The following is a 24,315-nucleotide window of genomic DNA, read 5'->3' as shown; positions in this document are numbered from 1 at the left end:
CGTCGGAAGCGTCAGCGGAGACCGGTAGCCTGGACCGCGTGAAGACGTTCGACGACCTGTTCCAGGAGCTGACCGAGAAGGCGCGCACGCGCCCGGACGGCTCCGGCACCGTCGCCGAACTGGATGCCGGTGTGCACCAGATCGGTAAGAAGATCGTGGAAGAGGCCGCCGAGGTCTGGATGGCGGCCGAGTACGAGGGCGACGAGCGCACCTCGGAGGAGATCTCCCAGCTGATCTACCACCTCCAGGTGCTCATGGTCGCCAAGGGGCTCACCCCGGCGGACGTCTGGCGACATCTCTGATCCGCTGATCAGCCGCCGACACCCCTCCCAGAAAGCAGACCTCCTGATGCTCCGCATCGCCGTGCCCAACAAGGGTTCCCTGTCCGAGACCGCGTCCGACATGCTGCGCGAAGCCGGGTACGCCGGTCGGCGTGACCCGAAGGCACTGCACCTGCTCGACGAGCGCAACGGTGTCGAGTTCTTCTTCCTCCGCCCGCGCGACATCGCGACCTACGTCGGTTCCGGCGCGCTCGACGTCGGCATCACCGGGCGCGACCTGCTGCTCGACTCCGGATCCGAGGCGCACGAGGTCGACGCGCTCGGCTTCGCGGACTCCACCTTCCGGTTCGCCGGCACGCCGGGCCGCTTCAGCACCCTGCAGGACCTCGACGGGGTCCGCGTCGCGACGAGCTACCCGGGCCTGGTGGGGGACTTCCTCACCCGCCACGGCGTGACCGCCACGCTCGTCAAGCTCGACGGCGCGGTCGAGAGCGCCGTGCGCCTCGGGGTCGCCGACGCCGTGGCCGACGTCGTGTCGACGGGCAGCACGCTGCGACAGGCCGGCCTCGAGATCTTCGGCCCGGTCATCCTCGAGTCGACGGCACTGCTGGTGTCGACCGACGAGACGATCCCGGGCATCGACGTGCTCCGTCGTCGGCTGCAGGGCGTGCTCGTCGCCCGCGGCTACGTCATGCTCGACTACGACATCCCGACCGCCCTGCTCGAGCAGGCGACGGCGGTCGCCTCCGGCATCGAGTCGCCGACGGTGTCGCCGCTGCACGGCCGCGACTGGTCCGCGGTGCGCGTGATGATCCCGCGCGACGACGCGAACCTGATCATGGACGCCCTGTACGACCTCGGCGCCCGTGCGATCCTCGTCAGCCCGATCCACGCGGCCCGACTGTGACCGCGGCAGCCACGGCGCTCGGCGGCGTGGCCGTCCGGGTCATCCCGTGCCTCGACGTCAAGGGCGGCCGGGTCGTGAAGGGCGTCAACTTCCTCGACCTGCAAGACGCCGGTGACCCGGTCGAGCTCGCCGCCCGCTACTACGAGCAGGGTGCCGACGAGCTGACCTTCCTCGACGTGGGCGCCACGGTCGAGAACCGCGCCACGATGTACGACACGGTCACCCGCACCGCCGAGCAGGTCTTCATCCCGCTCACGGTGGGCGGCGGCGTCCGCTCCGTCGACGACGTCTCCCGCCTGCAGCAGTGCGGCGCGGACAAGATCGGCGTGAACAGTGCCGCGATCGCCCGGCCCGACCTGGTCGGCGAGATCGCCGACCGCTTCGGCGCGCAGGCCGTCGTGCTGTCGCTCGACGTCAAGCGCTCCGACCGGACCGCGTCCGGCTTCGTGGTCACCACGCACGGCGGCCGCACCGAGACGGACATCGACGCGATCGCCTGGGCGCGTGACGCCGTCGAGCGCGGCGCGGGGGAGCTGCTCGTCAACTCCATCGACGCGGACGGCACGAAGAACGGGTTCGACCTCGAACTCGTGACCGCGGTGCGCTCGGTCGCGCGCGTGCCGGTGATCGCCTCGGGAGGCGCGGGTCGGGTCGAGCACTTCGCCCCCGCCGTCGACGCGGGTGCGGATGCCCTCCTCGCCGCGTCCGTCTTCCACCGTGGCGAGATGACGGTGGGCGACGTCAAGGCCGCGCTGCGCGCGACCGGCCACGCCGTCCGCTGAAGCGCCGAACCGCCGCCTTCCGCCGATCCGCCGCCGTAGGCTAGGAGTCTCATGACCGACAGCACCAGCACCGACACCGAGGCGGTCCTCGACCGCGCACGTTTCGGTGCGGACGGGCTGCTCCCCGCCATCGTGCAAGAGGAGTCGTCGAAGGACGTCCTCATGCTCGGGTACATGGACCGGGAAGCGCTCCGCCGCACCCTCACCGAGGGGCGCGTGACCTTCTGGTCGCGGTCGCGGAACGAGTACTGGCGGAAGGGCGACACCTCGGGGCACGCCCAGTTCGTGCGCGGTGCCGCGCTGGACTGCGACGACGACACGCTCCTCGTCACGGTGCAGCAGGTCGGGGCGGCGTGCCACACCGGTGCGCACCGGTGCTTCGACGTCGACCCGCTGACGCCCGTGACCGCATCTGCGCCGACGGACGTGACCGCGTCTGCCCCGGCCGAGACGGCAGTGGAGGCGACCCGATGACGACCGCGACGATCTCCGACGCGCCGCACACGACCTCCCGGCCGGAGTTCGAGGCCCTGCTGGGCGACCACCGTGTCGTCCCGGTGGTGCGCGCGCTGTACGCCGACAGCGAGACGCCGGTCGGCGTCTACCGCAAGCTCGCCGACGGCCGTCCCGGGTCGTTCCTGCTCGAGTCCGCCGGCCAGGGCGGCCTCTGGTCGCGCTGGTCGTTCGTCGGCGTGCGGAGCTTCGGTGTCCTGACGCAGGACGGCGACCGCGCCGCCTGGATCGACACCGGCATCGACGCCGAGCGCGCCGTCGGATCGCTCGACGGCGAACCGCTCGAGGTCCTCGCGCGCCTGCACGAGCGCTGGGCCACTCCGCGGGTGCCCGGCTCGCCGCCGCTCGTCGGCGGGACCGTCGGGTTCATCGGCTGGGAGGCCGTCCGCCAGCTGGAGCACCTGCCGAACGTGCCGCCGGCCGACTTCGACGTGCCCGGACAGGCGCTGTCGTTCGTCTCAGAGCTCGTCGCGCTCGACCACCGCACGGGGCTCGTCCTGCTCGTCGCGAGCGTGCTCAACGACGGCACCGACGACGCCGACACCCTGTGGGCCGATGCGCAGCGCCGCCTCGACCGCCTGCAGGCCGACCTGGTGCAGCCGAGCGTCGCGACCGTCGCAGAGGCCTTCGAGATCGCCGAGCCGACGCCGACGCACCGCTCCACGCCGGACGAGTACATGGCCGCGGTCGAGCGCTCCAAGGAGTTCATCCGCGACGGCGACGTGTTCCAGGTCGTCGTCTCGCAACGGTTCGACCACGAGGTGACGGCCGACCCGCTCGACGTGTACCGCGTGCTCCGGACCCTGAACCCGAGTCCCTACATGTACTTCCTCGCCCTGGCGGACACCGCCGACGAGCGCTACTGGATCGTCGGCGCCTCGCCCGAGGCGCTGGTGAAGGTGCAGTCCGGCCGCGCCATCACGCACCCGATCGCCGGGTCGCGCCCGCGCGGTGCGACCCCGGAAGAGGACGTCCGGTTCGGCGACGACCTGCTCGACGACCCGAAGGAGCGCGCCGAGCACCTGATGCTCGTCGACCTGGCCCGCAACGACCTGCAGAAGGTCTGCGAGCCCGGCAGCGTCGCGGTCACCGAGTTCATGACGGTCGAGCGGTTCAGCCACATCATGCACCTGGTGTCGAGCGTCGAGGGTGCGGTGCGCCCGGGGATGTCCGCCATCGACGTGTTCCGGGCGACGTTCCCGGCGGGCACGCTGTCGGGCGCGCCGAAGCCCCGCGCGCTGGAGATCATCGACGAGCTCGAACCGGCGAAGCGCGGTGCCTACGCCGGGGTCGTCGGGTACTTCGACTTCGCCGGCGACGCGGACATCGCGATCGCGATCCGGACCGCCCTCATCAAGGACGGCGTGGCCCGCGTGCAGGCGGGCGCCGGCCTGGTGGCCGACTCCGACCCCGCGACCGAGCACGAGGAGACCATCAACAAGGCGGCCGCACCGCTGCGGGCCGTGGCCACGGCGAACCGGATGCGCGAGGTGCGCTCGTGAAGCGCTCGCGCCCGATCGTCGTCGTCGCCGGGCTGCTCGTCGCCGGCGTCATCATGCTCTCGTGGACGCAGACCTGGTTCACGGTGGACCTGCACGCAGGTGCTGCGGTCACCTCGACGGTCGACGCCGACGGAGCCGCGGTGGTGCCGCAGTACACCGCCCTGGCGATCGCGAGCCTGGCGCTGTTCCTCGCGATGACGATCGCGGGCCGGGTCCTGCGCGTCGTGCTCGCGTGCGTCGAGATCCTGCTCGGCGTCGGCGTGGTGGTCAGCGGCGTCACCGCCCTCGGCGACCCGATCGCCGCCGCGAAGGGTGCGGTCGGCGAGGTGGCCGGGGTCAGCGACCTGGCCGCCGTGCGCCGTGTCGTGTCCGGAGTGGACGTGTCGCTCTGGCCGGCCGTCGGGATCGTGGGTGGCGTGCTCGCCGTGCTGCTCGGCATCGTCGTCATCGTGGTGCAGCGTGCCTGGCCCGGCCCGAGCCGGAAGTACGGCGCGGCCACGGCCGGCGCTGCGGCCGACGCCCGCGCGAAGGCACCGGTCGAGCGTGACGCCGTCGTGGACTGGGACGACCTCAGTGCTGGGGTCGACCCGACCGACGGCACGGTAGGATCGGATGGGCGTCGGTCGACCGACGGCGCCGGAGCAGAACGAGGAGCACCGTGAGCAACACTGAGCCCGCAGAACTCGGCGAAGGCCACTCGCCGGCCGCCTGGACCGCCGTCGTGATCATGCTGATCGGATTCGCGGCAGGCACGCTGTTCTTCTGGTTCGACCAGGCGTGGGGCGTCTGGGCCTCTGCTGCGGTCGTCGTCATCGGGCTGGTCATCGGCGCGGTCATGGCGAAGGCGGGCTACGGCGTCAACGGTCCGAAGTACGTCGCCAAGCACCACGCCGAGTAGGACTCGCATGCCGAACGTGCTCGAGACCCTCGTCGCGGGCGCGCTCGAGGACGCCGCCGCCCGTCGTGTCGACCGTCCCTACTCGGACGTCGAACGCGACCTCGACCGGGTGGCGTCGCCGCTCGACGCCCTCGCGTTCCTCGCCCCGGGCGACCGGGTGAAGATCCTCGCGGAGGTCAAACGCGCCAGTCCGTCGCGCGGCTCGATGGCCCCCATCGAGGACCCGGCCGCACTCGCTGCCGACTACGAGCGCGGCGGCGCGTCGACCATCAGCGTCCTGACCGAGGGGCGCAAGTTCCTCGGCAGCCTCGCCGACCTCGAAGCCGTCAAGGCCCGTGTCGGCGTCCCCGTCCTGCGCAAGGACTTCATCGCCGACCCGTACCAGGTCGTCGAGGCACGGGCTGCCGGCGCCGACGTTGTGCTGCTCATCGTGGCAGCACTCGAGCAGCAGCAGCTGGTCGAGCTTCACACGCTGGCCGAAGAGCTCGGCATGCGTGTGCTCGTCGAGGCGCACTCCGCCGACGAGGTCTCCCGTGGCCTCGACGCCGGCGCGCGGATCCTCGGCGTCAACGCGCGCGACCTCACCGACTTCTCGCTCGACCGCGACCTGTTCGGGTCCCTCGCCGACCGCATCCCCGACGGGGTCGTGCGCGTCGCGGAGTCCGCCGTGGCGGGTCCCGACGACGTCGCCCACTACCGCGCCGCGGGTGCCGACGTCGTCCTGGTCGGGGAAGCGCTCGTCACCGGTGCCGACCCCGCCACCACCCTCGCGTCGTTCATCGAGGCCGCCGACCGCGGCTGAACGTTCCACCCGTCCGACCGCCGGCCCACCCCGGTGCATCGGACTCGTCCCGGGAAGACCCATCGTGACCTCACTCCGCGACCTGCACGGCCCCTACTTCGGTGACTTCGGGGGACGCTTCGTCCCCGAGTCGCTCGTCCTCGCGCTCGACGAGCTCGAGGCAGCCTTCCGCACGGCCTGGGCCGACCCGGCGTTCCGTGCGGAACTCGACGAGCTCCAGCGCGACTACACCGGGCGTCCGTCGATCATCACCGAGGTGCCGCGGTTCGCGAAGCACGCCGGCGGTGCCCGGGTGATCCTCAAGCGCGAGGACCTCAACCACACCGGTTCGCACAAGATCAACAACGTGCTCGGCCAGGCGCTCGTGGCCCGACGGCTCGGCAAGACCCGCCTCATCGCGGAGACCGGTGCCGGCCAGCACGGCGTGGCCACCGCGACCGCCGCGGCGCTGTTCGGCATGGACTGCGTCGTGTACATGGGCGCCGTGGACACCGAGCGCCAGGCGCTCAACGTCGCCAGGATGCGGTTGCTCGGTGCCGAGGTGATCCCGGTCGAGACCGGATCGCGCACCCTGAAGGACGCCATCAACGAGGCACTCCGCGACTGGGTGGCGAACGTCGACTCGACCCACTACCTGCTCGGCACGGTCGCCGGCCCGCACCCGTTCCCGGAGATGGTGCGCGAGTTCCACAAGGTGATCGGCGAAGAGGCGCGCCAGCAGGTCCTCGACCGCGTCGGCCGTCTGCCGGACGCCGTCGCCGCGTGCGTCGGTGGCGGCTCGAACGCGATGGGCATCTTCGAGGCGTTCCTCGACGACGAGTCCGTCGCGCTGCACGGCTTCGAGGCCGGCGGCGACGGCGTCGAGACCGGTCGGCACGCCGCGAGCATCACCCTCGGACGCGAAGGCGTCCTGCAGGGTGCGAAGTCGTACCTCATGCAGGACGAGGACGGCCAGACCATCGAGAGCCACAGCATCTCCGCCGGGCTCGACTACCCGAGCGTCGGGCCGGAGCACGCCTACCTGGCGTCGATCGGTCGTGCCAAGTACGCGCCGATCACCGACACCGAGGCCATGGAGGCGTTCCGTCTGCTCAGCCAGACCGAGGGCATCATCCCCGCGATCGAGTCGTCGCACGCCCTGGCGGGTGCGATCAAGCTCGGCAAGGAGCTCGGCCCCGAGGGCGTCGTGCTCGTGAACCTGTCCGGCCGAGGTGACAAGGACGTCGCGTCCGCCAGCCGCTACTTCGGCATCCTCGACGAGAACGCGGTGCAGCTGTGACCACGAACCAGACCGTCGCCACGACGATCGACACCGCCAACGCCGAGCGTGCCGGTGCCGTCGTCGGCTACCTGCCCGCCGGCTACCCCGACGTGCAGACCAGTGTCGACGCCGCCGTCGCCCTCGCCGAGAACGGCGTGGACGTCATCGAGCTCGGCCTGCCGTACTCCGACCCCGTCATGGATGGCCCCGTCATCCAGCGTGCGGCGGAGGAGAGCCTGGCGAACGGCTTCCGGGTCGCGCAGGTCTTCGACGCCGTGCACCAGATCACCGAGCGCGCGGACGTGCCGGTGCTCGTGATGACGTACTGGAACCCGGTGCTCCGCTACGGCGTGGACCGGTTCGCCGACGACCTCGTCGCCGCGGGTGCCGCCGGCCTCATCACGCCCGACCTGATCCCCGACGAAGCCACCGAGTGGATGTCGTCGTCGGAGCGGACCGGACTCGACCGTGTGTTCCTCGCGGCACCGTCCTCCTCCGACGCGCGGATGCAGCAGGCGGTGGCCGCGAGCCGCGGCTTCGTCTACGCCGTGTCGACGATGGGCGTCACCGGAGCGCGTGCCGGCGTCGACATCGCTGCGCGCACCGTGGTCTCCCGGCTCCGCGACGCCGGCGTCGCACGCACCTGCGTCGGGCTCGGCATCTCGACCGCCGAGCAGGTCGCCGAGGTGCTCGAGTACGCGGACGGTGCGATCGTCGGCTCGGCGTTCGTCCGGGCCCTGGCCGACCTCGGCGTGCAGGGGGTCGCCGACCGCGCCGCCGACCTCACCACCGGCGCCCGCCGCTCCTAGTCCAGTTCCTGGCGGGCCCACGACCCGCGCTACAGTGAGCGGGGCCGACGACACGTCGACACCGCGCCCCGTCAGTTCCGAAAGGCGACCGTTCCTCCATGCCCCTCCTGAGCATCCCGAGCCCGAGCACCGCCTGGCAGTACTTCGACCTGACCGCCTGGCTGCGCGACGCGTTCGGTTGGTCGCTGCCGCTCGACTTCCGCATCCACGCCTACGCGATCTGCATCCTGCTCGGGATCGTCGCCGCGGTGCTGCTCGCCAACCGCCGCCTCAACGCACGCGGGGTGGAGCGCTGGATCATCATCGACATCGCGATCTGGGCGGTGCCCGCCGGGATCATCGGCGGACGGCTCTTCCACGTGTTCACGCACGTGTCCGACTACTTCGGCCCCGGCATCGACCCGCTGTCCTTCCTGTACATCTGGGAGGGCGGGCTCGCCATCTTCGGTGCCCTGATCCTCGGTTCCGTCGGTGCGTGGATCGGCTGCCGACAGGTCGGTCTGCGGTTCACGTCCTTCATCGACGCGGTCGTGCCCGGGGTGCTGCTGGCGCAGGCGTTCGGCCGGCTCGGCAACTACTTCAACCACGAGCTCTTCGGCATGCCGACCAGCCTGCCCTGGGGCCTGCAGATCGAGTCGACGAACGCCGCGTTCCCGAAGGGCCTGCCCGAGGGCACGCTGTTCCACCCGACGTTCCTGTACGAGATCATCTGGAACGTCCTGGGCGTCGTCGTCATCCTGCTGCTCGACCGCAAGTTCACGCTGCAGTGGGGCAAGGTCCTCGCCCTGTACCTGATCTGGTACGGGGTCGGCCGGTCGTTCCTCGAGTCGATCCGCGTCGACACCAGCGAGACGTTCGCGGGCATCCGCACGAACGTCTGGATGTCGTTCGCCGCCATCCTGCTCGGCATCGTCATCTTCATCGTGCAGACCCGTCGGCACACCGGCAAGGAGCCGAGCCCGTACCTGCCCGGTCGCGAGCCGCGTCCGAAGTCCGATGTAGACTCCGACGACACCTTCTCGGAGCACGAGGGCGACGACGACGACCTCGTGGTCCAGGGCTCCGGAGCGGTCACGACTCCCACTGATCGCGCCTAGGAGCACCCTCCCCGCCACAAGCGGGGCACGGGCACCAGTCCCGCCCCGTCCGGGCGGAACGCACCACCGGGCCACCGCTGTCCCTGTTCCACTTCCTCGTGAGGACGGTTCCCCCATGGCGCTCCAGCCACTCCAGCCCTCGGCACCGAAGAACCTCGTGCCGGCGCACCGTCGGTTCTCGGCGATCCCCGACGCCACCGGCATGTACGACCCGGCGAACGAGAAGGACGCCTGCGGTCTCGCGATGGTCGCGACACTGCGCGGGACGCCCGGCCACGACATCGTCGACGCCGCGCTCGGCGCCCTCCGCAACCTCGAGCACCGCGGGGCCGTCGGTTCGGACGCGGGCACCGGCGACGGCGCGGGCATCCTGTGCCAGGTGCCGGACGAGTTCCTGCGCGCCGTGGTGCCGTTCGACCTGCCGGCGGCGGGGGAGTACGCGGTCGGCACCGCCTACCTGCCGAAGGACGAGGGCGACCGGCACGCGGCGAAGGGCGCCGTCGAGCGGCTCGCCCGCGAAGAGGGCCTGAAGGTCCTCGGCTGGCGCGAGGTCCCGGTGCGCCCCGACGTGCTCGGCACCCTGGCCCGTGCGGCAATGCCCGCGTTCGAGCAGCTGTTCGTCGCCTCGGTGCGGCACGACGTGCACGGCGCGTCGTGGAGCGGCATCGCCCTGGACCGCCAGACCTTCCGTCTCCGCAAGCGCGCCGAGCACGCGAACGACCTGTACTTCATGTCGCTGTCGAGCCGCACCATGGTCTACAAGGGCATGGTCACGACGCTGCAGCTCGAGCCGTTCTACCCGGACCTCAGTGACGAGCGCTTCGCGTCGAAGCTCGCGATCGTGCACTCGCGCTACTCCACCAACACCTTCCCGTCGTGGCCGCTCGCCCAGCCGTTCCGGACGATCGCGCACAACGGCGAGATCAACACGGTGCGCGGGAACCGCAACTGGATGCGCGCACGGCAGTCCCAGCTCGAGAGCGAACTGCTCGGCGACATGGCTCCGCTGCTGCCGATCGTGAGCCCCGGTGCGAGCGACTCGGCGTCGTTCGACGAGGTCCTCGAGCTCCTCACCCTGACCGGCCGGACGTTGCCGCACGCGGTGTCGATGATGGTGCCGGAGGCCTGGGAGAACCAGGTCGGGATGGACCCGCAGCTCCGAGCGTTCTACGAGTACCACTCGATGCTCATGGAGCCGTGGGACGGTCCGGCCGCCATCACGTTCACCGACGGTTCGCTCGTCGGCGCGACGCTCGACCGCAACGGGCTGCGCCCCGGACGCTTCCTCGTCACCGACGACGGCCTCATCGTCATGGGGTCCGAGACCGGTGTCATCGACGTGCCCGCTGCGAAGGTCGTCCGCAAGGGGCGTCTGCGCCCCGGCCGGATGTTCCTCGTGGACACCGAGGCCGGCCGCATCATCGAGGACGACGAGGTCAAGCAGGGTCTGGCGTCGTCCGGACCGTGGGGCGAGTGGCTCGACCAGGGCCGCATCAACCTGAACGACCTGCCCGACCGTGAGCACATCGTGCACACCCCGGCATCGGTCACCCGTCGGCAGCGTGCGTTCGGGTACACCGAAGAAGAGGTCCGCATCCTGCTCCGCCCGATGGCGCAGGTCGGCGCGGAACCGCTCGGCGCGATGGGCTCCGACACCCCGATCGCCGTGCTCTCCCAGCGGCCGCGGCTGCTGTTCGACTACTTCACGCAGCAGTTCGCGCAGGTGACGAACCCGCCGCTCGACTCGATCCGCGAGCAGGTCATCACCTCGATGGGCATGGGCCTGGGTCCGGAGCGAAACCTCCTGTCGGCCGGGCCAGAGCACGCGAAGCAGATCACGCTCGACTTCCCGGTGATCGACAACGACCAGCTCGCGAAGGTGCAGCACTTCGAGACCGAGTCGGGTCGGCACCTGACCGTCACGATCAAGGGCCTGTACCGCGTCGACGCCGGCAAGAAGGCGATGCAGAAGCGCATCGCCGCGGTGTGCGACGAGGTCGACGCCGCGATCGAGTCGGGCAAGCAGTTCATCGTGCTGTCCGACCGCGACGGCAACGCCGAGCAGGCACCCGTGCCGAGCCTGTTGCTCCTCGCGGCCGTCCACCACCACCTGATCCGCACCGAGCAGCGCATGAAGGTCGGTCTGATCGTCGAGGCCGGCGACGTGCGCGAGGTCCACCACGTGGCCACGCTCATCGGGTACGGCGCCTCGGCGATCAACCCGTACCTCGCGATGGAGACCTGCGAGAACCTGGTCCGGGCCGGCATGATCACGGGGATCACCCCGGAGCAGGCCGTCAAGAACGTGATCAAGGCGCTCGGCAAGGGCGTCCTCAAGATCATGTCGAAGATGGGCATCTCGACCGTCTCGAGCTACGCCGGTGCGCAGGCGTTCGAAGCAGTCGGGCTCAGCCAGGAGTTCGTCGACAAGTACTTCACCGGCACGTCGTCGATCCTCGGCGGCGTCGACATCGACGTCATCGCGAAGGAGAACGCCGAGCGGCACGCCCAGGCGTACCCGCAGGACGGCGCGGTGCTCTCGCACGAGCGGCTGCAGACCGGTGGCGAGTACCAGTGGCGTCGCGAGGGACCCCCGCACCTGTTCAACCCGGACACCGTCTTCCGGCTGCAGCACGCCACCCGTGCGCGCCGCTACGACATCTTCCGCGAGTACTCGAGCGCCGTGGACGACCAGTCCGAGGAGCTCATGACGCTCCGTGGGCTGTTCCGGTTCAAGCACGGTCTCCGCAAGCCCGTCGCGCTCGACGAGGTCGAGTCGATCGAGTCCATCGTCAAGCGCTTCAACACCGGCGCGATGTCGTACGGTTCCATCTCGAAGGAAGCCCACGAGACCCTCGCCATCGCGATGAACCGTCTCGGTGGTCGCTCGAACACGGGCGAGGGCGGCGAGGACGTCGACCGGCTGCTCGACCCCGAGCGCCGCAGCGCGATCAAGCAGGTCGCCTCCGGACGCTTCGGCGTGACGAGCATGTACCTCACCCACGCCACCGACATCCAGCTGAAGATGGCGCAGGGTGCGAAGCCGGGCGAGGGCGGCCAGCTGCCCCCGCAGAAGGTGTACCCGTGGGTCGCCCGCACCCGGCACGCCACGGCCGGCGTCGGCCTCATCTCGCCGCCGCCGCACCACGACATCTACTCGATCGAGGACCTCAAGCAGCTGATCTTCGACGTGAAGCGCGCCAACCCGGACGCTCGCGTGCACGTCAAGCTCGTAAGCCAGTCCGGCATCGGTGCGGTCGCGGCCGGCGTGACGAAGGCGCTGGCCGACGTCGTGCTCGTGTCCGGCCACGACGGTGGCACGGGCGCGTCCCCGCTCAACTCGCTCAAGCACGCCGGTACCCCGTGGGAGATCGGTCTCGCCGAGACGCAGCAGACGCTCATGCTCAACGGCATGCGCGACCGCGTCGTCGTGCAGGTCGACGGTCAGATGAAGACCGGGCGCGACGTCGTCGTGGCGGCGCTCCTCGGCGCCGAGGAGTACGGCTTCGCCACGGCCCCGCTCGTCGTCGAGGGCTGCATCCTGATGCGGGTGTGCCACCTCGACACCTGCCCGGTGGGCGTCGCGACGCAGAACCCCGAGCTCCGCAAGCGTTTCTCCGGCAAGCCCGAGTTCGTCGTGAACTTCTTCGAGTTCATCGCGCAGGAAGTGCGGGAGCTCCTCGCCGAGCTCGGGTTCCGTACGCTCGACGAGGCGATCGGCCAGTCCGACGCGCTCGACGTCGACCGTGCCCTCGAGCACTGGAAGGCGTCAGGGCTGGACCTCGCCCCGGTGCTCGCGGGCCCGCACTTCGAGGCCGCCGAGCCGCGTCGCCACCAGCGGGAGCAGGACCACGAGCTCGAGCACCACTTCGACGTGGGCCTGATCCAGCAGACCGCCGACGTGCTCGACCACGGCGGCTCGATCGCCCTCGACCTGCCCATCCGCAACACCGAACGCGCGGTCGGCACGATGCTCGGCCACGAGGTCACGAAGCGGTACGGCGAGCACGGGCTGCCCAGCGGCTCGATCGACGTCACGCTGCGTGGTTCGGCCGGACAGTCGCTCGGCGCGTTCGTGCCGGCCGGCATCACGCTGCGACTCATCGGTGACAGCAACGACTACGTCGGCAAGGGCCTGTCCGGCGGCGAGATCATCGTGCGCCCCGACGCCGGCTCCGGCTTCGACCCGGCGCAGAACGTCATCGCCGGCAACGTGATCGGCTACGGCGCGACCCAGGGGAGCATGTTCATCCGCGGCATCGTGGGCGAGCGGTTCCTGGTGCGCAACTCGGGTGCGACCGCGGTGGTCGAGGGCGTCGGCGACCACGCGCTCGAGTACATGACCGGTGGCCTCGCGCTCATCCTGGGCGAGACCGGCCGCAACCTCGGCGCCGGCATGTCCGGCGGCACCGCGTACGTCCGCGGTCTGCGCGAGGAGCACGTCAACACCGACGCGCTCGCGACCGGGGAGCTGCGACTCGAGGCACTGGACAGCGCCGACGTCGAGATCGTCACCGACCTGCTCACCCGGCACGCCGAGGAGACCGGTTCGACGCTGGCATCCGACCTGCTCGCGTCCGGCGACCTGAGCGACTTCGTCAAGGTGCTGCCGCGGGACTACGCAGCGGTGCTCGAGACCCGCCAACGCGCCGTCGACGAGGGGCTCGACCCCGACGGCGACATCGTGTGGAACAGAATCATGGAGGTGACCGGTGGCTGACCCCAAGGGATTCCTCAAGGTCCAGGAACGCGAGCTCCCGGCACGGCGACCCGTGCCCGTCCGGCTCATGGACTGGAAAGAGGTCTACGAGCAGCAGGAGTCCGGCGCCCTCAAGCGCCAGGCCGGCCGCTGCATGGACTGCGGCGTGCCGTTCTGCCACCAGGGCTGCCCCCTCGGCAACCTGATCCCGGAGTGGAACGACCTCACCTGGCGCGGTGAGGGCCGGCAGGCCATCGAGCGGCTGCACGCGACGAACAACTTCCCGGAGTTCACGGGCCGGCTGTGCCCCGCCCCGTGCGAGTCCTCGTGCGTGCTCGGCATCAACCAGCCGCCGGTGACGATCAAGCAAGTCGAGGTCTCGATCATCGACGACGCGTTCCAGAACGGTTGGGTCACCCCCCACCCGCCGGAGCGTCTGACGGGCAAGACCGTCGCCGTCGTGGGGTCCGGCCCCGCCGGGCTCGCCGCCGCGCAGCAGCTCACGCGCGCCGGGCACACCGTCGCCGTCTACGAGCGCGACGACCGCATCGGCGGGCTGCTCCGCTACGGGATCCCCGACTTCAAGATGGAGAAGCGCCAGATCGACGCGCGCCTCTCCCAGATGCAGGCCGAGGGCACCCGCTTCCGTGCGGGCGTCGAGATCGGCCGCGACATCACCTGGGACGACCTGAAGTCGCGTTACGACGCGGTGGTGGTCGCCACCGGCGCCACGGTGCCGCGTGACCTGCCGATCCCGGGGCGCGACCTCGAGGGCGTGCACTTCGCGATGGACTACCTCGTCCAGCAGAACAAGGCGAACGCCGGCACCCGGGTCGACAACCAGCTGACCGCCGAGGGCAAGCACGTCGTCGTCATCGGCGGCGGCGACACCGGGGCGGACTGCATCGGCACCGCACACCGGCAGGGCGCGCTGAGCGTGACGAACCTGGCGATCGGCAAGCAGCCGCCGCTGGAGCGTCCGTCCGAGCAGCCGTGGCCGATGTTCCCGACCGTGTTCGAGGTCACGAGCGCCCACGAGGAGGGCGGCGAGCGGCACTTCCTCGCCTCGACGGTCGAGTTCCTGGCGAACGAGGCCGGCGAGGTCCGTGCTCTCCGTGTCGCCGAGACCGAGTACCTCGACGGCCGTCGCGTGCCGAAGGCCGGCTCCGAGCGCGAGATCCCCGCAGACCTCGTCCTCGTCGCGATGGGCTTCACCGGTCCCGAGGCGGACACGATCGAACCGCAGCTCGGGCTGCCGACCACGGTGTCCGGTGCGCTCGACCGCCGCGCCGACTACACGACGAACGAGGCGGGCGTGTTCGTCGCCGGCGACGCCGGCCGCGGGCAGTCCCTGATCGTCTGGGCGATCGCCGAGGGGCGAGCCGCGGCGGCGAAGGTGGACGAGTACCTCGAGGGCTCGACGATCCTGCCCGCGCCGGTGAAGGCGACGGACCGCGCGATCTCGATCTCGTGACCGAGGGGCCACCCGCACTCGATAAGGTGCTGGTGGCCTCGCTTCGTTCCGCGCGGCCCCACAGCGCGGAAACCCAAGCACCATCCACCACCACGAAGGAATCCATTGAGACGCGCAAAGATCGTTTCGACGCTCGGACCGGCAACGTCGGACTACGAGACCGTCAAGGAGATCATCGAAGCGGGCGTCGACGTCGCCCGACTCAACCTCAGCCACGGTGACTACAGCGTCCACGAGGCCAACTACGTGAACGTCCGTCGCGCGGCCGAGGAACTCGGCAAGCCCGTCGCGATCCTCGTCGACCTGCAGGGTCCGAAGATCCGTCTGGCCAAGTTCGCCGACGGCCCGCACGACCTCGCGGTCGGCGACGTGTTCACCATCACGACGGAGGACGTCCCCGGCTCCAAGGAGATCTGCGGCACGACGTTCAAGGGCCTGCCCCAGGACGTCAAGCCCGGCGACCCGCTGCTCATCGACGACGGTCGCGTCCGCCTGCGCGTGCTCGACACCGACGGCGTCCGCGTCCGCACCGAGGTCGTCGTCGGCGGCACGGTGTCGAACAACAAGGGCATCAACCTGCCCGGCGTCGCCGTCAACGTCCCCGCACTGAGCGAGAAGGACGAGGCCGACCTCCGGTGGGCGATCCGTCAGGGCGCCGACCTCATCGCGCTGTCGTTCGTGCGCAACGCCGCCGACGTCGACCGTGCCCACGAGATCATGGACGAGGAGGGCAAGCGCCTGCCCGTCATCGCCAAGGTCGAGAAGCCGCAGGCCGTCGACGCGCTCGAGGAGATCATCGACGCCTTCGACAGCATCATGGTCGCCCGCGGTGACCTCGGCGTCGAGCTGCCGCTCGAGGCCGTCCCGATCGTGCAGAAGCGCGCCGTGGAGCTGTCCCGCCGCATGGCGAAGCCGGTCATCGTCGCGACGCAGATGCTCGAGTCGATGATCTCGTCGCCGATCCCGACGCGTGCGGAGACCTCCGACGTCGCGAACGCCGTGCTCGACGGCGCGGACGCCGTCATGCTCTCGGGCGAGACGAGCGTCGGTGAGTACCCGGTGCAGACGGTCCGCACGATGGCCCGTATCGTCGAGTCGACCGAGGACCACGGCCTCGAGCGCATCGCGCCGCTCGGCACCAAGCCGCGCACCCTCGGCGGTGCGATCACGCTCGCCGCGGTCGAGATCGCGGAGTTCACCGAGGCCTCGTACCTCTGCGTGTTCACCGAGTCCGGCGACTCCGCGCGACGCATGTCGCGTCTGCGCCACGGCCTGCCGATCATCGCCTTCACCCCGAACGAGGCCACACGTCGCCGCATGGCGCTCACCTGGGGTGTCCGGTCGTTCCTCGTCGAGCGCAAGACCCACACCGATGAGCTCTTCTCGCAGGTGGACGACGTCCTGCTCGAGAACGGCCTGGCCGCCCCGGGCGACCGCGTCATCGTGACGGCCGGTTCCCCTCCCGGGATCGAGGGCTCGACGAACGACCTGCGCGTGCACCGGGTGGGCGACGCCCACGCCGAGGCCGCTCCGGCCTACGTGCGGGACTGATCCGAAGGATCCCGACGCCGACAGGGCGCGGACGGGAGGCCCGGCGCACGAACACGCGTCGCCTCCGGTCCGCGCCCTGCCGCGTTCCCCGGGCCGTGGTGGTGACCGCCTGTCGGCCGGAGGCGGCAGGATGGCTGCTGTGAGCCTCCCGTCCGCATCCACGGCGCCGCGCGCCGACGTCCGCCGCTGGCGCCGCTACCTGGCCGACGAGCGTGCGGAGGCGGCGGTCTACCGCAACCTCGCCGCGCGGCGGTCCGGCGAGGAACGCGAGATCCTCGCGGCGCTGGCCGAGGCCGAGGGACGGCACGAGCAGCACTGGCTCGACCTGCTCGGCGACGACGTCGGACGTCCGCAGCGCGGCAGCCTGCGCACCCGCGTCCTCGCGACGCTGGCCAAGCGGTTCGGATCGGTCTTCGTCCTCGCGTTGATGCAGCGCGCCGAGGACCGCTCGCCGTACGCCGACGACGACGACGCGACCGCGAGCATGGCGGCCGACGAGCGCATCCACGGCGAGGTCGTCCGCGGGCTGGCGAACCGCGGCCGCATGCGGCTGTCCGGCACGTTCCGCGCGGCGGTCTTCGGCGCCAACGACGGACTCGTGTCGAACCTGGCGCTCATCATCGGCATCAGCGCCTCGGGCGCGGACCGGCACTTCGTCCTGCTGAGCGGCATCGCCGGCCTGCTCGCCGGCGCCCTCTCGATGGGCGCGGGGGAGTACGTCTCGGTCCGGTCGCAGCGTGAACTGCTCGAGGCGTCCGCACCGCACCCCGAGGCCGGACGTGCCGTGGCGGACCTCGACGTCGACGCGAACGAGCTGGCCCTGGTGTACCGGGCCCGCGGCATGACCGAGGCCGAGGCGACCGAGCACGCCGCCCACGTGCTGTCCGGCATCGGCGAGCGTCGTCCGGCGACCGGCCCGGTGCCCGTCGCCGACCACCACGAGGCGGTCGGGAACGGCCTGAGCGCCGCGGTGTCGAGCTTCCTGTTCTTCGCCTCGGGCGCGATCATCCCGGTGCTGCCGTTCCTGTTCGGCATGCAGGGGTGGGCGGCCATCGCGGTGGCCGGCACGCTCGTCGGGCTCGCGCTGCTCGGCACGGGAGCGGTCGTCGGCGTCCTCAGCGGGGCGTCGCCGGGCAAGCGGGCGTTCCGGCAGCTCGCGATCGGGTTCGCTGCCGCGGTGGTGACCTACGCGCTCGGACTGCTGTTCGGCACGGGTGCAGCCTGACCTGGTGTTCATATCCGAAATGTGACATGCTGTTGTGATGTCGCTTGCTCGCTCACCCCGTCTCGACCTCGCCCACATCGACGGGATGCGCGGGATCCTCGCTGCCTTCGTGGTCCTGGCGCACATGTCGCGCTACACCGGCGAGACCGGCGCGCTGCAGGCATCGATGCCGGTCGTCTGGCGGCTGCTCAACGCCGGCGACCTCCGCGTGCCGGCCTTCGTCGCGATCTCGGGGTTCACGCTGATGATCGCCGTCTCCCAGCGCCGTGACCTCCGGCTCGGGAGCCGGTACGGCGAGTACGCGAAGCGTCGTGTCCGCCGCCTCGTTCCGCCGTACCTCGCAGCGCTGGTCCTGGCGCTCGCACTCATCGCGTTCATCCCGGCGATGAACGAGCCGCAGGGGACGGTGTGGGACGACAAGATCCCGGTCACCCTGCAGAGCATCGTCGCCCACGTGTTCCTCGTCCACAACGCCTCGCCCGACTGGATCACGACGATCAACGGCACGCTCTGGAGCCTGCCGATCGAGCTGCAGCTGATGCTCCTCATGCCGGTCCTCCTGTTCCTGTGGCGCCGCACCCACCCCGTCGTGGTCATCGCGCTCTCGTGCGCGCTGGCCGTGGCGTCGATCGCCACCGGAGTCGGAGCGTGGTCGGCGCCCCACTTCCTGGCGGTCTTCGGCATCGGGATGTACGGGGCGTACCTCGTGGTCGGGCCGTCGGACGAGTTGGCTCGACGTCGGCCTCGGCTCGTCGCCGTGGCGATGCGTCACCACCGGTCCGTCCTGGCGCTCGCACTCGTCGCGCTCGCGGCCGCATTCGGATCGGTGGCCGTCGTGCCCGGGAAGCTGCCGGCCGAGGTGACCGGGGTCGTCGCCGGAGTCGGGACGACACTGCTGCTCATGGTGCTCGCCGACGGTCAGCGCACCGGGCAGGCAGGGACGCACCGGGTCCGCAGGATCCTCGGCGCACGTCGTCTCGTGCAGTTCGGACTCATGTCGTACAGCGTGTTCCTCGTGCACAGTCCGCTCCTGGCACTCGGGAACCTGCTCCTCCTGCCGCTCGACCTGCCGACACCGGTGCAGTTCGCGGTGATGCTCCTCGTCGTCGCACCAGCTGCTGTCGCGGTCTGCGTCCTGTTCGCGGTGACGGTGGAGCGGCCGTTCATGAACAGCCACCAGCGCGCGGAGCTCGCGCAGTTGTTCGGTGGCCGATCCGTGCCGGAGGAGTCCTCGGCGGTCGAGGCGGCGCCCGTCAGCGGCGGAGGGCGGCGCGTGGTGGCAGCAGCAGCAGGGCCGCGGCGCCGACGACGATGAGCGCGATGCCCGCGAAGACCATGAACACGGTGAGCGCGAGGCCCGGCGCGACGAGCACGACGACGCCGCCGAGGATCGAGAGCACTCCGCTCACCAGGGTCGGCACGCGGGACGAACCCGGGTGGCCGACGAAGCCGCCGACGATCGAGACGATGCCCTCGACGACGAAGCCGACCCCGGCGAGCACGGCGTAGACGACCAGGGGGATCGCCGGATCGAGCAGCGCCACCAGACCGGCGACCGCGACGAGCGCACCCACCACGCCGGACGTCCACCGCCAGACCGTCGGCGTCCCGTGTCCCCGCACCGACGCCACGACCCGCAGGGCGCCGGCGACGACGAGGTAGACGCCGAACAGCAGTGCGACGACGACGAGCGACGGCCGCGGCCACGCGATGGCGACGATCCCCAGGGCGATCGCGACGACCGCGGTGACGACGACGAACACCCGGAACGTGCGGACGGCACGAGAATCCACGGACACTCCTCCTGATCGGACCGCTGGAGTCCCGAACGCTACCCGGCCGTCGGCGAGCCGGTGCAACCGGATGCAACCCCCGCCGACGTACCGTGCGAGCAGGCACGCGATCCGAACGTGCCCCGACAGCGTCGTCGAAAGGCCACCACCATGACCATCGCACCATCGCCCACCACCTACGCGGCACCCGGTGAACCGGGCTCCCTCGTCCAGTACCGGTCGCGGTACGACCACTTCATCGGCGGCGAGTACGTCCCCTCGGCGAGTGGGCAGTACTTCGAGAACCCGACCCCCGTCACCGGCAAGGTCTTCACCGAGGTCGCCCGCGGGGACTCCACCGACGTGGACCGTGCGGTGGCAGCGGGCTGGAAGGCGTTCCCGAGCTGGGGGAGGACGAGCGCCGCCGAGCGCGCGGTCGTCCTCAACAAGATCGCCGACCGGATGGAGGAGCACCTCGAGATGCTCGCCGTCGCCGAGACGTGGGAGAACGGCAAGCCGATCCGCGAGACCCTCGGTGCCGACATCCCGCTCGCGATCGACCACTTCCGCTACTTCGCTGGAGCGATCCGGGCGCAGGAGGGCTCGGCCGGCGAGATCGACCACGACACCGTGGCGTACCACTTCCACGAACCCCTCGGCGTGGTCGGGCAGATCATCCCCTGGAACTTCCCGATCCTGATGGCCGTGTGGAAGCTCGCACCCGCCCTGGCCGCGGGCAACTGCGTCGTGCTGAAGCCCGCCGAGCAGACTCCGGCCTCGATCCACGTCCTCGTCGAGCTCATCCACGATCTGCTGCCCGCCGGCGTCCTCAACGTCGTCAACGGGTTCGGCATCGAGGTCGGTGCGCCGCTCGCCCAGCACCCGGACATCCGGAAGATCGCGTTCACCGGCGAGACCACCACCGGCCGGTTGATCATGCAGTACGCCTCGCAGAGCCTCATCCCGGTGACGCTCGAGCTCGGCGGCAAGAGCCCGAACGTGTTCTTCCCCGACGTCGCGGCCGAGAAGGACTCGTTCTACGACAAGGCGCTCGAGGGCTTCACCTTCTTCAACCTCAACCAGGGCGAGGTCTGCACCTGCCCGTCCCGGGCGCTCGTCGCGAAGGAGATCTACGACGGGTTCGTCGCCGACGGCCTCGACCGGGTGCGCGCCGTCAAGCAGGGGCACCCGCTCGACCTCTCCACGATGATCGGCGCGCAGGCGTCGAACGACCAGCTCGAGAAGATCCTCAGCTACATCGACATCGGCAAGCAGGAGGGCGCGAAGCTGCTCACCGGCGGGGAACGCGCGGACCTCGGTGGCGAGCTGTCCGGCGGGTACTACGTCACGCCGACGGTGTTCGAGGGGGTCAACTCGATGCGGATCTTCCAGGAGGAGATCTTCGGTCCGGTCCTCGCGCTGACCTCCTTCAGCGGCTACGACGACGCGATCGCCACGGCCAACGACACCCTGTACGGACTCGGCGCCGGGGTGTGGAGCCGCGAGGCGACGACCCTGTACCGCGCCGGTCGGGACATCCAGGCCGGACGGGTGTGGTCGAACACGTACCACCAGTACCCCGCGGGTGCGGCGTTCGGCGGGTACAAGCAGTCCGGCATCGGGCGGGAGAACCACAAGATGATGCTCGACCACTACCAGCAGACGAAGAACCTGCTCGTGTCCTACGCGGACGGTCCGATGGGCTTCTTCTGATGCCCGACACCGCACGCGTGGCGGTCACGCCGGCGGCGGGGGAGCTGCTGCGCACCCTCGCCGCCCGGCACGGCCCCCTGATGTTCCACCAGTCGGGCGGCTGCTGCGACGGATCGAGCCCGATGTGCTACCCGGTCGGCATGTTCCGGACCGGTTCCGGCGACGTGTTGTTGGGGGCGCTCCAGGTGGACGACATCGACCCCGTCGAGGTCTACATGTCGGTGTCGCAGTTCGAGTACTGGAAGTACACGCACCTCACCATCGACGTCGTCGACGGGCGCGGCGGCGGGTTCTCGGTGGAGAGCCCCGAGGGCAAGCGGTTCCTGACCCGGTCGCGGATGCTCGACGACGCCGAGCTGGCGGATCTCGGCCTGGTCCCGGTCGCACGCCGGACGTAGGCTGGCCGTACTCGTCGCGACGGTGCGGCGGGTGGGGTCGATCGGAGGACGCATGCGCGCACCCGACCGGCTCCGCCCACTCGTCGCCGCGTCCTGGCGGCGGTCCGCGGCGGTCGACCCGGACGCGGTCCCCGCACTCGCCCTCGGCGACGACGAGCTCGACGCCGCCCGCCGTGACGGCCCGCTGGCCACCCTGCTGCCCGTCGTCCGGCACCTCCTGCTCGACGACACCCGCTCCGCCGGGTGCGTCCTGGCGGTCGGTGACGCCTCCGGCCGGCTCGTGTGGGTCGACGGAGCGCGGACGGCCCGACGAGCGGCAGAGGACATGGGCTTCGTCCCCGGGGCCGACTGGGCCGAGGACCGCGTCGGCACGAGCGCACCCGGCACCGCCCTGCGTCTCGACCGGCCGGTGCAGATCCGCTCCGACGAGCACTACGCCAACGCCGTGAAGCCGTGGTCGTGCACCGCCGTCCCCGTGCACGACGCCCACGGGTCCACCGTCGGTGTGCTCGACCTGACGGGCGACGACCGGGCGGTCGAACGGCACACCCTCTCGCTCCTCGCGGCCACGGTCGCCGCCGCCGAGGCACGGCTCGCCCTCGCCGCGAGCCGGTTCCCCGGACCCGCCGTGTCGACGCCGGCCGCGCCCGGCGCGGAGCTGACGGTCCTCGGCACCGACACCGCCGTCCTGCGCATCCGCGACCGCCGTGTGCAGCTGTCCGCGCGGCACTCCGAGCTCCTCGTCGTCCTCGCCGCCCACCCCGACGGGTTGGCGGCAGCCGACCTCGCGCACGCGGTGTACGGCGACGCCGGTGCCGTCGTGACACTGCGCGCCGAGGTGGTGCGGCTCCGTCGGGTCCTCGCGGAGCACGCGTCGGGCGTGACCGTGACGTCGCGTCCGTACCGGGTGACCGGGATGGCGACCGACGTCGACACCGTGCTGTCCGCGCTCGACCGCGGGGCGCGCCTCCAGGCCGTCGACCGGTACACCGGGCCGGTCCTGCCGGGGTCGGCTGCGCCGGGGGTGGACGCCGTGCGCGACCTGGTGCGCGGTCGGTTCCGCGAGTCGGTCGTCGCGGACGGCAGTGTCGAGGCGCTGCTCGCGTGGGCACGGACGCCCGACGGCGCAGCGGACGGCCGCGTGCTCCGCGCGCTGCTCGCGGTCCTGCCGCGGCGGTCGCCGCGACGGGCCGGTCTCGTGGCGGCGATCGAGGCGCTCGAGGGTCCCTGAGTCGGTCGCGACGACCCGGCCTGGAGGCGCGCCCCGCGCGGTCGAGATCGCCGACGGCGCGCGCCTCCCGGCCTGGTGATCAGGAACCGGAGGTCGGCGCCGGCGCGCTGGTCGCGTCGGGAGCCGGTGGGGTGGGCATCGTGCCCGTGCCCTTCGCACCGTCCTGCGGCGGGGTGGGCGCCGTGGCCTTCGCACCGTCCTCCGGCGGGGTCGGGGCCTTCCCCGCGTGGCCCTTCGGCGGCGCCGGCACGGTCGCGTGCTCGCCGGCCGTCGGCGGTGCCGTGCAGCCGGGCGCCGTCGCGGGGCCGCCCGCGGGCGGTGCGGGCACCGTCGCGGTGTCGCCGTCCGACGGAACCGGGGCCGGTGTGGTCGCGCTGGTCGGCGCACCAGTCGGGGCGCTCGGCGCCGGGGCGGGCGTCGCGGCGTTCGCCGTGGCGATGCCGAACCCGCCGAGCACCAGCACCGCGGCCGCGGCCGTGCCGATCCCGACCCGTCGCAGGAGTGCGCGGCGTCGCGGGGTGGTGGTGGTCGAGTCGTCTCGTTCGTCGAACATGGTGGTTCCGTTCCGTGACCGGGCAGATCCGGGTGATCCGCCGCTGGAGACGACGCTCGAGTCCGAATCTGAAGCATGCCTGAAGCACAGGGGTTCTCCAGCGTCCTCCATGCTCGGTGGCTGCCGGAGCGCCCTACGGTGTCCGCCGTGCCTGTTCCCGCTCGAATCCTGGTCGTCGACGACGACGACTCCATCCGGACCTCCGTCGCGACGACCCTGCGTGCCGAGGGCTTCACCGTCGCCGAGGCGTCCGACGGACGCGACCTCGTCGAGGACCTCCGCCGCGCCGCACCCGACCTCGTCCTGCTGGACTGGATGCTGCCCGGGCCGAGCGGCATCGTGCTCGCCGGGCGGGTGCGCTCCACCTCGGACGCCGCCGTCGTGATGATGACCGCGCGGGACGAGCTCGACGAGCGGTTGCGCGGCTTCGCCGAGGGCGCCGACGACTACGTGGTGAAGCCGTTCGCGATGGCCGAGCTGGTGGCGCGGGTGACGGCGGTGCTCCGGCGGCGCGGGCGGATCCCGTCGGTCGTCGAGGTCGGCGACCTCGTCCTCGACCCGGACGCCGCCACCGCTCGGCGTGCCGGGGTCCTGCTCGACCTCACCGCGACGGAGTTCCGACTGCTGCGGTTCCTCGCCGAGAGCCGGGGTCGCACCGTGTCGAAGGGGCAGATCACGACGCAGGTGTGGGGCTACGACGACGTCGCGGCGAACGTCGTCGAGGTCCACCTCAGCGCCCTCCGACGGAAGATGGAGGCGCACGGGCCGCGGCTCGTGCACACCGTCCGCGGCATCGGGTACCGGCTGAGCGACGAGCGGACGGCGGCGTGACGGGCGAGAGCGGCCC

Annotated in this window: 22 protein-coding genes; 20 read left to right on the top strand and 2 right to left on the bottom strand. The window is 71.2% G+C overall.

Annotated elements, in window-relative coordinates:
* Nucleotides 1-38: 38 nt before the first annotated feature.
* The 16 genes from ACXKZB_RS10855 to ACXKZB_RS10780 all read left to right on the top strand — a co-directional run bounded on the left by ACXKZB_RS10855 (nt 39) and on the right by ACXKZB_RS10780 (nt 19,116).
* On the top strand, nt 39-302 hold the full coding sequence (locus ACXKZB_RS10855) for a phosphoribosyl-ATP diphosphatase (protein ID WP_128780142.1): 264 nt from the start codon (nt 39-41) through the stop codon (nt 300-302).
* 46 nt (nt 303-348) lie between these two features.
* On the top strand, nt 349-1,188 hold the full coding sequence (gene hisG, locus ACXKZB_RS10850) for an ATP phosphoribosyltransferase (RefSeq protein WP_123312468.1): 840 nt from the start codon (nt 349-351) through the stop codon (nt 1,186-1,188).
* Nucleotides 1,185-1,970 (top strand): imidazole glycerol phosphate synthase subunit HisF, encoded by a 786-nt coding sequence (gene hisF / locus ACXKZB_RS10845; RefSeq protein WP_260233020.1) that lies wholly within the window; start codon nt 1,185-1,187, stop codon nt 1,968-1,970. The genes hisG and hisF overlap by 4 nt, the downstream gene beginning before the upstream one ends.
* Nucleotides 1,971-2,021: 51 nt before the next feature.
* A complete protein-coding gene (gene hisI, locus ACXKZB_RS10840) occupies nt 2,022-2,444 on the top strand; it encodes a phosphoribosyl-AMP cyclohydrolase (RefSeq protein WP_488823139.1) in 423 nt (140 codons plus the stop codon).
* Nucleotides 2,441-3,985, top strand: coding sequence for an anthranilate synthase component I (locus ACXKZB_RS10835; protein ID WP_488823138.1), 1,545 nt, complete (start codon nt 2,441-2,443; stop codon nt 3,983-3,985). Before hisI ends, ACXKZB_RS10835 begins: the two co-directional genes overlap by 4 nt.
* Entirely contained in the window at nt 3,982-4,647 is a 666-nt protein-coding gene (locus ACXKZB_RS10830; protein ID WP_488823137.1) for a Trp biosynthesis-associated membrane protein, read from the top strand. Before ACXKZB_RS10835 ends, ACXKZB_RS10830 begins: the two co-directional genes overlap by 4 nt.
* On the top strand, nt 4,644-4,883 hold the full coding sequence (locus tag ACXKZB_RS10825) for an HGxxPAAW family protein (RefSeq protein ID WP_185021341.1): 240 nt from the start codon (nt 4,644-4,646) through the stop codon (nt 4,881-4,883). The genes ACXKZB_RS10830 and ACXKZB_RS10825 overlap by 4 nt, the downstream gene beginning before the upstream one ends.
* Nucleotides 4,884-4,899: 16 nt before the next feature.
* The gene (gene trpC, locus ACXKZB_RS10820) at nt 4,900-5,685 is read left to right on the top strand and encodes an indole-3-glycerol phosphate synthase TrpC (protein ID WP_123313093.1); all 786 of its coding nucleotides are present in this window, start codon (nt 4,900-4,902) and stop codon (nt 5,683-5,685) included.
* Nucleotides 5,686-5,749: 64 nt separating this feature from the next.
* Nucleotides 5,750-6,964: a tryptophan synthase subunit beta gene (trpB, locus tag ACXKZB_RS10815; RefSeq protein WP_123312475.1), complete on the top strand. Its 1,215-nt coding sequence runs from the start codon at nt 5,750-5,752 to the stop codon at nt 6,962-6,964.
* Nucleotides 6,961-7,755, top strand: a complete 795-nt coding sequence (gene trpA, locus ACXKZB_RS10810; protein WP_488823136.1) for a tryptophan synthase subunit alpha — start codon at nt 6,961-6,963, stop codon at nt 7,753-7,755. The genes trpB and trpA overlap by 4 nt, the downstream gene beginning before the upstream one ends.
* 98 nt (nt 7,756-7,853) lie before the next feature.
* Nucleotides 7,854-8,852, top strand: a complete 999-nt coding sequence (gene lgt / locus ACXKZB_RS10805; protein WP_456795578.1) for a prolipoprotein diacylglyceryl transferase — start codon at nt 7,854-7,856, stop codon at nt 8,850-8,852.
* Nucleotides 8,853-9,054: 202 nt separating this feature from the next.
* A complete protein-coding gene (gene gltB, locus ACXKZB_RS10800; protein ID WP_488825883.1) occupies nt 9,055-13,572 on the top strand; it encodes a glutamate synthase large subunit in 4,518 nt (1,505 codons plus the stop codon).
* On the top strand, nt 13,565-15,025 hold the full coding sequence (locus ACXKZB_RS10795; protein WP_123312479.1) for a glutamate synthase subunit beta: 1,461 nt from the start codon (nt 13,565-13,567) through the stop codon (nt 15,023-15,025). The genes gltB and ACXKZB_RS10795 overlap by 8 nt, the downstream gene beginning before the upstream one ends.
* A gap of 105 nt (nt 15,026-15,130) precedes the next feature.
* The gene (pyk, locus tag ACXKZB_RS10790) at nt 15,131-16,576 is read left to right on the top strand and encodes a pyruvate kinase (protein WP_111083936.1); all 1,446 of its coding nucleotides are present in this window, start codon (nt 15,131-15,133) and stop codon (nt 16,574-16,576) included.
* 130 nt (nt 16,577-16,706) lie between these two features.
* Nucleotides 16,707-17,801, top strand: a complete 1,095-nt coding sequence (locus tag ACXKZB_RS10785; RefSeq protein WP_488823135.1) for a VIT1/CCC1 transporter family protein — start codon at nt 16,707-16,709, stop codon at nt 17,799-17,801.
* A 37-nt stretch (nt 17,802-17,838) separates the two neighbouring features.
* Entirely contained in the window at nt 17,839-19,116 is a 1,278-nt protein-coding gene (locus tag ACXKZB_RS10780; protein ID WP_488823134.1) for an acyltransferase family protein, read from the top strand.
* Here ACXKZB_RS10780 and ACXKZB_RS10775 read toward each other — a convergent pair.
* Nucleotides 19,055-19,594, bottom strand: a complete 540-nt coding sequence (locus ACXKZB_RS10775) for an HdeD family acid-resistance protein (RefSeq protein WP_185021342.1) — start codon at nt 19,592-19,594, stop codon at nt 19,055-19,057. The two genes, ACXKZB_RS10780 and ACXKZB_RS10775, sit on opposite strands and share 62 nt — an antisense overlap.
* Nucleotides 19,595-19,744: 150 nt before the next feature.
* Here ACXKZB_RS10775 and exaC point away from each other — a divergent pair, with 150 nt between their 5' ends.
* From exaC to ACXKZB_RS10760, 3 genes are read left to right on the top strand one after another with little or no spacing between them, the layout of a single operon-like run.
* Complete coding sequence (gene exaC / locus ACXKZB_RS10770) at nt 19,745-21,286, top strand: acetaldehyde dehydrogenase ExaC (protein ID WP_488823133.1); 1,542 nt, start codon at nt 19,745-19,747, stop codon at nt 21,284-21,286.
* The gene (locus ACXKZB_RS10765; RefSeq protein WP_488823132.1) at nt 21,286-21,684 is read left to right on the top strand and encodes a DUF779 domain-containing protein; all 399 of its coding nucleotides are present in this window, start codon (nt 21,286-21,288) and stop codon (nt 21,682-21,684) included. Before exaC ends, ACXKZB_RS10765 begins: the two co-directional genes overlap by 1 nt.
* 52 nt (nt 21,685-21,736) lie before the next feature.
* Complete coding sequence (locus ACXKZB_RS10760; RefSeq protein ID WP_488823131.1) at nt 21,737-22,915, top strand: GAF domain-containing protein; 1,179 nt, start codon at nt 21,737-21,739, stop codon at nt 22,913-22,915.
* Nucleotides 22,916-22,994: 79 nt separating this feature from the next.
* Here the strand turns inward: ACXKZB_RS10760 and ACXKZB_RS10755 are convergent, their stop codons facing one another.
* Complete coding sequence (locus tag ACXKZB_RS10755; RefSeq protein WP_488823130.1) at nt 22,995-23,468, bottom strand: hypothetical protein; 474 nt, start codon at nt 23,466-23,468, stop codon at nt 22,995-22,997.
* A gap of 147 nt (nt 23,469-23,615) precedes the next feature.
* Here ACXKZB_RS10755 and ACXKZB_RS10750 point away from each other — a divergent pair, with 147 nt between their 5' ends.
* Nucleotides 23,616-24,299 (top strand): response regulator, encoded by a 684-nt coding sequence (locus ACXKZB_RS10750; RefSeq protein WP_340197646.1) that lies wholly within the window; start codon nt 23,616-23,618, stop codon nt 24,297-24,299.
* Nucleotides 24,300-24,315 lie beyond the last annotated feature (16 nt).

The organism is Curtobacterium sp. ABR8, assembly GCF_057812125.1.
The sequence above is the reverse complement of the archived record's forward strand: the minus strand, read 5'-3'. Positions and strand labels throughout refer to the sequence as shown.